This window comes from Ruegeria profundi, from assembly GCF_001507545.1.
Classification (GTDB): Bacteria; Pseudomonadota; Alphaproteobacteria; order Rhodobacterales; family Rhodobacteraceae; genus Ruegeria; species Ruegeria profundi.
This window is the reverse complement of record NZ_LQBP01000002.1, coordinates 313,500-325,674: the sequence shown is the minus strand read 5'-3', so window position 1 is coordinate 325,674 and position 12,175 is coordinate 313,500. Positions and strand designations below refer to the sequence as shown.

The following is a 12,175-nucleotide window of genomic DNA, read 5'->3' as shown; positions in this document are numbered from 1 at the left end:
CACTGCAAAATGGTCAAAATGTCCAGTTCCAGCCGCAGCACGGGAGAGCGCAGGGACAAATTGTCCAGTTTCCAAAGAGGAAAAATGGCCAGTCAGGACGAATTGTCTCCGGCAGGGCACCACACAAAAAAAGTTGTTCCCCGGCCTTCGTGGCTTTCTACTGTGATCAAGCCACCTGCCCGTGTGATAAGGGTTTGGCTGATGGACAACCCCAATCCGGTGCCTTCTGCATGTCTGCTGGTAAAGAACGGGTCGAAAATTTTGTCTAGCTTTTCAGGCGCAATGCCTTTGCCAGTGTCGGAAACCGAAATCTGACTACCGGCCACCCCATCCCGGTCCGCGGGCCCCGTGCTGATCGACAGCGTCCCCGTGTCGTTCATAGCCTGCGTCGCGTTAATGATCAGGTTCACCAAAACCTGCTGCAACTCGGTTTCCACGATCCTTACTGAAGGCGCTGGTGCATGACACTGAGTAACCTGAATGCCGTGTTTGCGCAGGTCGGCGGAAACCAGGACAAGCGCATCCTCAACGGCACTCTGCGGATCAACCAGAGTCGCAATATCCGACATTTCACCGGGCCGTGTGAAATTCAGCAACTTGCCCACAATGATGTTTATCCGGTGGGTTTGATCGTCAATAAGATCAAGCTCGGTTTTCAGCGCGGTCTGATCCTGCGGGCTCAGACTGGCCCTGAGAATTTCCAAGTTGCCCTGGATCACCGCGACAGGATTGTTGATCTCATGCGCGACGCCTGCGGTAATTTCGCCGATAGAGGCCAGCTTTTCGGACATCACCAACTGTGCATACGTTTCTTCGAGCTTCCGATTTGCCTCGCTCAGTTGTTCGGTACGTTTTTCAACCAAATCGTTCAGATTTTCAGCGTAATCCCTGAGCGCCTCATCGCGGTCTTGAATCTGATCAAGCAAACGATCCAGATGGCGTGCAACCGCACCGATCTCATCCTTGGCCTCCACGACACCGATGCGCGCGTTCAGGGCGCCTTGCTCTGCGCGCTCCATCGTGGCTGTGATTTTCTCCAACGGAGCAAAGACGCCTTGCGCAAGCCGCAAAAAGATCGGCACCGACAGCCCAATTACTGCAATAAACGCCAGAACCAACGTAACGATCGTGGCGTTTCGCTGCATTTTGTAAGGTTCTTCCAAAAAACCGGTGTAAAGCATGCCAATGCGTTGTCCGGTTACATCGGACAACGGCACGTAGCCCGAGATATACCAATCGTTTACAACAAAAGCGCGATCCAACCACGGATGCCCCTCGCCCATGACCTGACGCCAGACAACCTCGGAAACTCGTGTTCCCAAAGCCCGGGTCTCAGAGAACAGGCGCACATTCGTTGAAATGCGCACATCATCCAGAAACAATGTGGTGGTGCCAGTGCGCGTTTCATGCCCCGCGTCCTCGCGGTAGATGAGAGCGTTCATCCTGTCGATAACAGATAGATTTCGGTTCAACAGAAGTCCGCCAATCAACAGGTCCTGACCAACCGCATCGCGATACGTGGCCAACAGAACCATGCCACGGGTTTCCACAGATCGCTCAATGCTGCGGGCGGCCTCTGTCTGTACCAGTGGAAGGCTGGCTTGCTTTGCCAAGTCTGGTGATATGTTGGTCAAGTCCTGCGCACTCAAAACCGCCAGCCCAGCTCCTGTGGTTCCACGAGAGGCCGCAATCGCTGCATTTCGCAGGCTGGTAGGCATTGTAGACTCGTCCGATTGGTCGAAAAGTAGAAAGTCGAGACCCATTTTGGACTGTTCTTTCGCAAGAAACCGTTTGAAATGCTCTCCTCCGACTGCCTGGGCTTTGGCAAATCGAACCGATTGGACAAGTGCGGCAACTTCGGCGGCTTGCGTTGCCTCTATCCGGCCAAAATACTGCTCTGCCACGCGCAAATCACTCGCGACTTTTGCCAGGAGAAGCTGGTCGTACTTGTCGATCCAGCGCACCATGGTTACGCCAAGAAGAAGTGGCAGCAGAACGACCAGAGGCAACAGCGCTAGCAAAAGCAGCCGCAGCCGCACCGATCGCATCGGCCTCAGAGCCCCCAAGCCTGGCATTTCCGGTCAATCGTTTTACGGGCGACCCCCAATCGGCGGGCGGCCTCGGCCCGATTTCCGCCGCAGGCATCCAGCGTCTCAAGGATATGACGCTGCTCAACGGCCGCCAGACTTTCAATTTCACCCGTTGCAGCGGTTTTTCCTAATCTCGGATCGTAACCCCCATTGATCAGCGCACGCTCAACGGTGTTGCGTAGTTCCATCACGTTGCCGGGCCACCGGTACGCCAGCATTCGGCGGCGCGTCACCGGCGGCAGGGCGGGTTGCGACAACCCAAGCCGCGCCGACAGGCTTTCGGAGAAATACCGGATCAGCTCAACAATATCTTCCCCCCTTTCGCGCAGTGGCGGCAGGGTGATTTCAATGACATTCAACATATAGAACAGGTCGGCGCGAAACCTGTTGTCATTTACCGCCTGTTGCAAGGATTGCGTGCTGGAAGAAACGATCTGCACATCAATTGCTACACTGCGTTTTGCCCCAATTGGCCGAAAACGACCTGTGGTCAATAATTCCACAAGCAGATTCTGGCAACCGGGCGACAGCATCTCGACGTCTTCGAGATAGAGTATCCCGCCCGCAGCATCCCGCAGCATGCCGTCTTGTTCTTGCCAGTGATCATCCGAGTTCGACTCGATCCGTCCGAAAAGCCTTGTTTGAAGTGTATCTTCGTTCATCCCCTTGCATTGCAGCCAGACAAATGGATTTTCAGCCCGCGAGGAATTGGAGTGCAACATGCGCGCTGCTATCTGCTTGCCAGACCCGACTTCGCCACGAATGACAACATGTGAAGACGTCGTCGCGGCCTTTGCTATTGCTGCGCGCACCGATTTTATTGCATTCGAAGATCCCAACAACGCATCGCTGTTGTGCAGCAGATCCTTACCCGCTTCTACCTCGTGTCGCAGGACCGCGTTCTGTCGTAAAAGCTGCGCGCGCGCCAGGCTACGTGCAATTGCGTTCAACAACTGGTTTACACGGAACGGCTTCAACAGAAAATCCGAAGCCCCGGCCCGGATTGCCGCAATGGCGGTATCGAGGTCGGCAAACGCTGTCATCAGTATGACATCCGAAAACAGACCGATGCGCCGTTGGTCCGCCAGCCATTCAACCCCGTTTTGCTTTGGCATCACATTGTCCAACAAGACAATGTCATAGCTGTTCGCATCAAGCAGATTGGCAGCTTCTTCGGTGTTGGTCGCGACGTCCAAAGTGGCGCAGTGCCCCACTAGCGCCTTTGACAGGAAATTCCTCATTCCGGGTTCATCATCAATGACAAGGACCGAAGCCTTGGGAAGCTCGGGGGTAAAGCTGCCCACCAAAACATCGGTTGCGCCGACAGTCGGCGCCGCAGATTTCGATGGGTCACTTGTCATATTGATGGTCCGACTCATTCGGCCTTTGAAAGTGTTTGGCGGATTGAGTCCAGGCATTCATGTCTCGACCGGTTTGACGGTTTTTCAACCAGGTGGGAAGTCATTGTTCATATGGTTCCTTCAAATACAGGATTCAATTGCTGAATTTGCGGTACCTGTATCGCCCTGTCCCTCCGGATGAATGACGACGCCCCGCCCAACGGGCCCAAAACGGCATAAATCATCCGATTGAGAGAGTTTTATTGGTCATACGGACAGCGAAACAAAATCATGCTCGGATTCTAATCATCACGGCGCGCGATCTTTTTGCGCAAGACTAAACGAATACGGTTTTCAAAGGGGTGTCCACGCGGAACAATCGCCCCTTTCACACTAATAATGATCGGTTCACTTGTTCCACCACAGGCTTTCAAGCCGCCTCGACTAATTCAATCCCGTGATCCTGGGCAGCAAGCGTAGATCGACGCACTGCCGATCCTCACTTTTGCTGGCTCTGACATTTTCTATGATCCGACAGTGAGTAATCGTGCGGTGGACGTTGTCCGGGCTCAGAAAATAAACACACCACCTCGTACCATCCGGAAACTCCGCGGTTGTTAGAGTTTGGGCAGATCGCTGGGTCTGGGTTAAAAATTGCGGCAGGAACGAACCTCTCTTTTTGCAGATCAGGAATGCCACCCTTATTCATACGCTCCCGCTGTGCGTGGTCTGAACTGTATAAACGTAAGCTGAAATGGCCGCTGTGTCTGCGTATATGCAAGTGTCGAATAGTAGGCGACGTAATATTAATAATATGATACGTAATAGGAAGAATTTGTAATTTTTGTTTCCAGAACCCGGGATTTCCTAGCGAATAAAGGCGGCCAGATTGGTGAGTCCGAACGTCAATTGCAGGGAATGTGGTGCGGCCAATCCTGCCGGATCAAAATTCTGTCACAGCTGCGGAAACGCGCTGACGTTTGCATGTGGGGTCTGCGGTGAGGCCGCGTTGGCGAACGCGCGGTTTTGTACGGCCTGTGGCTCGGCTTTGTCGGGTGTACCCGAGGAACCGGCGCACACCGCGCAACCAGCCACCCAGCAAGCGTCCCAGTCAAAACAATCCGCTGAAAATGTTGCTGAGCGTCGCCAGTTGACAGTGGTTTTTTGTGATCTGGTTGGGTCCACGGCGCTGTCCGAGAAACTCGACCCCGAAGACTACCGTGAACTCATAACGAAATATCGCGATCTGGTAGGGCACAACGTCGCAAAATTTGGCGGAGAGATCGCAAATTATGCCGGTGATGGTGTGGTTGCTATTTTTGGTTACCCGACCGCACAAGAGCTGAGCCACTATTCGGCAGCGCTCTGCGCATTGGAAATTGCAAGCGCGGCGCAGGACATGGGCTTTTCGCGGCAGCCTGTGTCAACAAACGTGCGTATCGGAATACATACGGGCCCGGTGGTTGTCGGTACTGCGGCAAATTCCTCAACGGACGAAAGGGTGTGGTTATTCGGGGATACGCCAAACGTTGCTGCGCGTATTCAGGCCGCTGCCGACGTTGGTGAGGTGGTGGTGTCCGAGGTAACGCGCCGGTTAATTGGTGAGCGGTTGGATTTCACCTCCATCGGCAGCCCACAGCTGGCGGGTGTCAGTGCGCCAATGCAGCTCTACCGCGTTCGGCGAAATGTTTCAGGCTTTGAATCGGCCCGAAAGGACTTTTCGCATGACACGACGCCGACGATTGGAAGAGCCGCAGAAATCGCGCTGGTTCAGTCAAGATGGGAAGGGGCTTTGGACGGGGAAGGGCAGGTGTTGCTTCTGACCGGTGATGCCGGCGTTGGAAAGTCCAAAATTGCCTTTGGATTGAAAGATGAGCTGTCAGACGAAGATGCGGCCCAACTCACTTTGTTCGGCTCTCCGCTGCATCAGAGCAGCGCATTTTTTCCAATCAAAAATGCACTGACCAAACTGACAGGGATGTCCCCGAACGCCAACCCGGAGGACAGTCGGAACAAGGTACTCGGTTTTCTGAACGATTTGGGCCTGTCTGCTGATGGCTGCGCAGCCCCAATTCTGCGTTTGATGGGACTTGGTAACAGCACCTCGTCGGCCGAGCGGATGGCCCCCGAACGTGAGAAAGGCGCGTTGATTGAAGCGCTGCTGCAATTGTGTGCAGGTTTAGAGCAACGCCGGCCACTGCTGCTGTTGCTTGACGACGTGCATTGGTTTGATGCCTCTACGCTGGAATTCGTAAATGGTTGGGTTGAGCAGTTGGCCAATCGGCGTTGCCTGACCCTGATGACAGCCCGCACGGAGTTTCAATCGCCTTGGCGCAATCAGTCTCATGTCACCAGTTTGGAGCTGAACCGACTGGTGCGCCGCGACATTTATAAGCTGGTCGAGAGTATCTCGGGTGTACGTCCCTCCAAGGAGGTATTGAGCCAACTGGCGGACCGCACCGACGGCGTCCCTTTGTTTGTCGAAGAACTGACCAAGATGGCGATGGAGTCGGGTCTGCTGGTCAGCCGGGGGCAAAGTCAGGCCGAGCTTTCCATGGCGATCCCTGAATCCTTGCAGGATTCTCTGATGGCACGGTTGGATCGGCTGTCTGCCAGTCGTGAGATCGTTCAGGTTGCTGCTGCAATCGGGCGGAATTTTGAACGGAAACTGCTGTCCGAGGTTTTGGATTGGAGCGACGCTGACATCTCGAACGCCCTTGAGCAGCTATTGGAGACCGAACTTATAGTCCCCGCAGGGCAACCCGGCGCAGAGGACGCGTACAGGTTCCGACACGCGTTGGTACAGGATGCGGCCTATCAGTCCATGTTACGATCTACGGCCTCAAGATGGCATGGGCGGATTGCCGAAATACTTGAGGAGCACTACAAGGAAACTGTTACCCGTGAGCCTGAAATCCTGGGCCATCACTATTGGCGCGCGGGAAACTACGCTGCTGCCGAAGGCAAGCTTATGATGGCGGCGCGGCAGGCCCTGGATCATTCCGCCAATGTCGAAGCGATCACGCATTTGAAGCACGCTTTGGACTGCCTGCAGGAATTGCCAGCCTCGCAAGAGCGGGACCGCCGAGAGATCGATCTTCAGATCATGATTGCCGTTCCACTGGCGTTCGTGCGCGGGTATGCGCACAAATCGGTTTTGGCGGCATATTCTCGGGCGCAGGCGTTGTGCCGCGAATACGGTGAAACTGAACGGCTGTTTAAGGTGGTTTATGGGCAGTTCCGGTCCACAATGCTGGGTGGTGAATACGCGATTTCCAAACAGAATGCGGACAGATTGGTATCGCTCTGTGAAGACCTGAAGAGCCCGTTGGTATTGGCGTCGGCTGAACGGTCGCATGGATCGCTGAATACATATCTGGGCCATCCGCTGGAGGCGTTGACGCATCTGGATGCGGGGATTGGCGTGAACCTTTCAATCGAGCACCGTTTCGTGGGGCTTGACTACGACGTCGTTGATCTGGCGGTCGCGCTTCAAGGCTATCGGGCTTTGTCGAGCTGGTTGTCAGGTGATGAAGCCACCGCATTGGCGGCGATCAAAGCGTCGTTGGTCCACGCCGAGGAAACCGCGCACCCATTCAGCCAGTCTTTTGCGCATGCCTTCCTGGGATGGATTTCACAGTTCCGCGGCGATGAGACAACGGTGCAGGACAGTTCGGCCACGTTGATTGCACTGTCTGAGGAGTATTCCTTTCAATTCTGGCGCGGTTGGGCACGGGTGATGAACGGATGGGCGCGCCGCAATACGGATGGTGAGAAATCGCTGGAAGACATCGAATTGGGCCTGCGGGAATGGCGGGATACCGGTTGTCGGCTGGGTTTGAGCTTTTTTCTGTACCTCTACGCGGATGCCGCCATTCTGCACGGACGGCTTGATCTGGCCGAAGACCTTCTGGATCAGGCCGATAGCTTTGCCGAGGACAGCGGAGAAAAGTTCTGGATCGTTGGTTTGACCCGCCTGCGGGGCAGGCTGGCGCTTGGACATGGCGATGAAACCAAAGCCATTGAGCATTTCAAAAAGGCCGCGATGCTGGCGCTTGAGCTTGGGCATTATGGTCCGTTGCTGCGCGTGGTTCAGGAACTGTCGAACCTCAAGTCTTCATCAGATTGCCTGAGCGAAGTGGCCAGGACCGTTGAAAAAACGATGAAAGCAGCCAAGGCGCACAAACCCGCCCTGATCGAGGTGGATGCCATTTTAAAGAAACTTAAGACAGCAGTTCCGGAGGCATCATCGGGCAAAAACTGAGATCGAAAATCTGTCGCAGCCAGTCAGAAGGACACAGCCAATATGACAAAAAAAGCCAAGAATGATCGGTGTCATCAAACCGATGTTACCGGCGTCATGCCAAAGCTGCCAAAGCAGTTTGATACCTTCCCCTTCTACTATGCTTCGCTGCAATGCCAATGGATGTATTGGTACACCTCAATCGAAGCCGCGAAACCGTTTGTCAAAGGCACTGGCCTCTGTGTTGCTGAATTTCCCGACGAGAAAGGTGATTACAAGGCTGTCATTCTGCTGAACTTCCAACGCTATACGGCGCATTACGACAACTCATTGGGTTTCGTGAACGAGGTCGAATTCAATCTTCTGGTCTACCCCTCGAACCGGGTGCCGGGTGTCCCGAAAATGACCTTGACCGAATATTTGCACGGTCGGGACCAGACCAAGACAATTGGTCATCTGCGCGTTCACGTGGCTGCCGATAATGCGATGGCGGTCAAGGCGGGGCGGCAAGCCTTTGGCGAACCGAAATTTCTTGGGCAGTTTAACTACAAAGTGCCTTCGCTGAACGCCAAGATGAAAGGCGTTCCCCCGGTTTCACCGAAGGCTTGGTGGATACAACTGGTTAACCCTGATGATCCCCAGACCATTGTCTACGATCTGGATGCCGATCTGGGCAAACTGTCAGGCGATCAATGGACCCTGACGAATTGCACTCCGATCCCGGAATTTGCGACCGGGCTTGGCCGCACGGTTTGGACAAGATGGACCATCGCAGGCCTGTTTGAAACTGCAATGCTGACGACAAAGGAAGGCAAGAAAATCGCGAAATCGTTCAAGCTGAAGCTGGGCAGGAATGATTTTCCGATGACCCGCGACATGCACAGGTTGTTTACAGACAAGACGCCGGTTGCCGTGCAGGTTTTTGAAAGCCCACCGGCGTGTTTTGAACCCCGAGGCTTTTACGTCGACGCAATAGACGGGGACCGCCATGACCACGCATGACGATACCATCGCCTACGATGCCTTTCTGACTGTCAGCGCCGCACTGACCGGGTACAACGCTGCCGAGTTGCAGGCGACTGGCTGCGCGGCAGAATACTGGCATCATGTGCAGCAGGTTTTGCCCGAGGACATTCTGAAAAAGTTTCTGTCCCCTGCACCGAGGCTGGGCAAAAAAGACGACGACAAGATCATCCGCGAGTCTTACTTGCCTGACAGATGTCTTGGTCCGGTGGCCCGGTCACTGATCCAGCTTTGGTATACCGGGCAATGGGTGCCGCTACCGCAGGAATGGCGTGAAAACTACGGAGCCTCGCGCTTTGACGTGGTCAAGATCATCTCAACCAGGGCGTACAAAGAAGGTTTGGTCTGGGACGCCATCGGCGCACATCCGCAGGGGGCCAAGCAACAGGGATTTGGAGCGTGGAGCCTTGAGCCCCCCAAACAGAGAGGGCAGGCCGATGACCGCAATTCCTGACGACGAAAGATGCTATGATGTAGTGATCGTGGGCGCAGGGTTTGCCGGTGGTATCCTGGCGAAAGAGCTTGTGTCCGAGGGTCACTCCGTTCTGATCCTCGAAGCCGGAGAGGATCATGGCAAGACATGGGAAACCTACAGGTCTTATCTGGATCAGTATTATCTGTCTTTGGCAAAAACGCCGAATTCACCCTATCCGAACCTGCCTACCCTGCCGTCGCCTTCGGTTCTGGACATCACCGCAGTTCGCGGGACAGAGCCCGACACCAACGGCTATTTCGTGCAACGTGGCCCTTTGCCGTTCGGCAGCAATTACCTGATGGCCTATGGCGGCACGTCGTTGCATTGGCTGGGCACGAGTCTTCGGATGATGCCCGCCGATTTTGAAATGCAAAGCCGGTTTGGGCTGGGGGTCGACTGGCCCTTCAAATACGACGACCTGAAGAAAGACTACGAGCGCGCCGAGTGGGAGATCGGAGTCTCTGCCGATGCCGTTGAACAGACCCCCAAGGCACTTGGGATCAAGACTTCGGGTCCGAAGGACAGCAATGACTATTTTGCAAAGGATTATGATTATCCGATGCATTCGATCCCTTCATCTTATGTAGACGAGTTCTTTGCCCGAGCCGATGGCATGGCGATTGAGGTTGGCGAGGATGCAAGCGATACCGTTCACCTAAAGGTTTCACGTACGCCGCAGGGTCGCAACTCAACACCGCGCAGCCCGAAGAATGGCCAGGGCATTCCGGTTGGTGATGAAGTTCGAAAGCAGTTTCAACCGCGCGGCGCGACCGGTCCGTTCGCCTATATGGGTCAGCGGTGCGAGGGGAATTCTAGCTGCATTCCAATCTGCCCAATTCAGGCCAAATACAACGCGATGAAGACCCTGGAAGATGCAAATCACATCGGCAAGAGCCTGATGGAGACCATCACGCAGGCGATCGCGTCAAAGGTTGAACTGGATGAAAACGGACGGGTCTCCGGTATCACATACAAGAAATATCCGTTCCCCGGTGTTCCGCAGTACGAATTACGCCGCGCGAGGGGCAAGCACTATGTCCTTGCGGGCGGTGCTGTCGAAAACGTCACGCTCGCTCTGGCGTCCGGGATCTGTAAAAGCAGTGACGAGTTGGGGCGCAACCTTATGGACCACCCCTATATGATGACATGGGGCGCGGCCCCCGAACCCGTAGGGCCGTTTCGCGGGCCGGGATCGACATCTAGCTATGCGAATTTCCGCGATGGGGGTTTTCGCGACAAAACGGCAGCATTTCGGCTGGAGATCGGCAACTGGGGCTGGAACTTTGCCGCCGGGTCGCCAAATTCAGACGTTGCGCGGCTGGTTGAACAGGAAAACCTGTACGGCAGTGCCCTGCGTGACAAGCTGTATCACGACGTCCAAAGACAGGTACGCCTTGGAACACTGGTCGAGCAACTGCCCCGGTCTACAAACCGCATCACAATCGACCCGGCTTATCGCACGCCCATGGGCGAATACCGCCCAGTGATCAGCTATGATCTGGACGATTATTCGCGCGCCGGGCTGGCTGCGGCCTATGAGGCCTGCGTGCGGATATTCCAGAGGTTGGGCATCAAAAACCACACGGCTTATTCGCCGTCGGATGCGGGATACTTTACCTACGAAGGCAAAGGCTACACCTTTTTCGGGGCAGGTCATCTGGTCGGTACGCACCGGATCGGCACCCACAAGTCCAATTCGGTGACCAACGATCAGATGCGGTCTTGGGATCACGATAATCTCTGGCTGGTCGGCGCAGGTTCAATGCCCACGATCGCCACGTCAAACCCGACACTGACTCTGTCAGCCATGGTTTACAGAGCCGCCAGGGCCATTACTGCGGCCGTTCGGGAAGGGGGTGCGAAATGACTTCAAACGACACGCTTGAGAAAACGCGGGGAAAACTCTGTGGTCTGCTTCAAAAAGCGCTGATACTCGAACTTTCCACAATACCGCCCTATGCGACGGCCTGTTATTCGATTTTGGAGCAGGGGCAATACGACCGGTCTGAGCCTACCATAGTGAATGCCGAACCCATCGAGGTGATCCGCCAGGTCATGGTCGAAGAAATGTTGCACATGGTGCTGGTGGCAAATGTCCTGAATAGCATCGGAGGTCATCCAAAGCTGAACGACCCGGACCAGTTGCCGACCTATCCAACGAAACTGTTGGACGGTCGCGGGCCAGAGGTACACCTGCGCCGGTTTACCCCTCAGCAGGTCAAAAGCTTTCGCCTGATCGAGACGGCTCCAAAAGATACAGGCCCAGCCAAAAAAGGCGATTATCACACGATCGGAGGGTTCTACACCTACATCAAGCAAGAGCTTGAAAATGCCTGTGACACGTTCGGCAATGACGCGATCTTCATCGGTGATGAAAAGCGGCAAATCTCAAACGACGATTATTTCGGGGCAGGGGGTGAGGTGATCGAAGTGGTCGGCACCCCGAAACAACGCCGCAATTCTGCGATGCGCGCGATCACGGAAATCATGGAAGAAGGTGAAGGTGCTGATTTGGGCCACAGGGCAGGGGACAAAGACATCATTCCGGGACCCGAAGGCCGAGAAGACGTCGCGCATTATTTTAAGTTCAACGAAATTCTCCACAGTCGATATTACCATCCCGATGACGCGGTAGATGAACCTCCGACAGGCGGTGATCTGATTGTCGATTGGAGCGCAGTCTCTCCGATGCAGGATGATCCGTGCGAAGGCAATTATGCGCGCGCACCGGAAGTTGCGGCAATTTCTGCGGAGTTCAATACCGCCTGGACCGGTTTGCTTGACGGCTTGGAGACTGCTTTCAACACGGACAAGAGCGCTTTGCGTGACTTGGTGCCGACGATGTACATCATGAAATCGCTGGCACAAAAACTCATGCGCATACCGTTGCCAGACGGATCAGGTGAAACTGCCGGTCCTACCTGGACATATTTGGGAAAAGCTTAGGTTTAGCCCGGCTTATACGCGTCCCTCCAATGACCCGGCACTTTCGACCAAACACGGT

Annotated in this window: 7 protein-coding genes; 5 read left to right on the top strand and 2 right to left on the bottom strand. The window is 54.9% G+C overall.

Features of this window, described 5'->3' with window-relative positions; all coding sequences use genetic code 11:
- Positions 1-92: 92 nt before the first annotated feature.
- Together AVO44_RS05005 and AVO44_RS05000 are read right to left on the bottom strand one after the other, a co-directional pair.
- A complete protein-coding gene (locus AVO44_RS05005; RefSeq protein WP_068333452.1) occupies positions 93-2,048 on the bottom strand; it encodes a sensor histidine kinase in 1,956 nt (651 codons plus the stop codon).
- Positions 2,049-2,053: 5 nt separating this feature from the next.
- Entirely contained in the window at positions 2,054-3,451 is a 1,398-nt protein-coding gene (locus AVO44_RS05000) for a sigma-54-dependent transcriptional regulator (protein WP_169794830.1), read from the bottom strand.
- Between the two features lie 871 nt (positions 3,452-4,322).
- Here AVO44_RS05000 and AVO44_RS04995 point away from each other — a divergent pair.
- The 5 genes from AVO44_RS04995 to AVO44_RS04975 are packed head-to-tail and all read left to right on the top strand — an operon-like array spanning position 4,323 to position 12,117.
- Positions 4,323-7,694: an adenylate/guanylate cyclase domain-containing protein gene (locus tag AVO44_RS04995; protein ID WP_157769930.1), complete on the top strand. Its 3,372-nt coding sequence runs from the start codon at positions 4,323-4,325 to the stop codon at positions 7,692-7,694.
- Positions 7,695-7,736: 42 nt separating this feature from the next.
- The gene (locus AVO44_RS04990; protein WP_068333443.1) at positions 7,737-8,675 is read left to right on the top strand and encodes a hypothetical protein; all 939 of its coding nucleotides are present in this window, start codon (positions 7,737-7,739) and stop codon (positions 8,673-8,675) included.
- Positions 8,662-9,150: a hypothetical protein gene (locus tag AVO44_RS04985; protein WP_068333440.1), complete on the top strand. Its 489-nt coding sequence runs from the start codon at positions 8,662-8,664 to the stop codon at positions 9,148-9,150. Before AVO44_RS04990 ends, AVO44_RS04985 begins: the two co-directional genes overlap by 14 nt.
- The gene (locus tag AVO44_RS04980) at positions 9,134-11,038 is read left to right on the top strand and encodes a GMC family oxidoreductase (protein ID WP_068333437.1); all 1,905 of its coding nucleotides are present in this window, start codon (positions 9,134-9,136) and stop codon (positions 11,036-11,038) included. The genes AVO44_RS04985 and AVO44_RS04980 overlap by 17 nt, the downstream gene beginning before the upstream one ends.
- Entirely contained in the window at positions 11,035-12,117 is a 1,083-nt protein-coding gene (locus tag AVO44_RS04975; RefSeq protein ID WP_068333434.1) for a ferritin-like domain-containing protein, read from the top strand. The genes AVO44_RS04980 and AVO44_RS04975 overlap by 4 nt, the downstream gene beginning before the upstream one ends.
- Positions 12,118-12,175: the final 58 nt, after the last annotated feature.

Bases quoted from the DNA above. Each gene is read 5' to 3' on its own strand.
- AVO44_RS04975 (WP_068333434.1), top strand. From the start codon at position 11,035: ATGACTTCAAACGACACGCTTGAGAAAACGCGGGGAAAACTCTGTGGT.
- AVO44_RS04980 (WP_068333437.1), top strand. From the start codon at position 9,134: ATGACCGCAATTCCTGACGACGAAAGATGCTATGATGTAGTGATCGTG.
- AVO44_RS05005 (WP_068333452.1), bottom strand. From the start codon at position 2,048: ATGCGATCGGTGCGGCTGCGGCTGCTTTTGCTAGCGCTGTTGCCTCTG.
- AVO44_RS04990 (WP_068333443.1), top strand. From the start codon at position 7,737: ATGACAAAAAAAGCCAAGAATGATCGGTGTCATCAAACCGATGTTACC.
- AVO44_RS04985 (WP_068333440.1), top strand. From the start codon at position 8,662: ATGACCACGCATGACGATACCATCGCCTACGATGCCTTTCTGACTGTC.
- AVO44_RS05000 (WP_169794830.1), bottom strand. From the start codon at position 3,451: ATGACAAGTGACCCATCGAAATCTGCGGCGCCGACTGTCGGCGCAACC.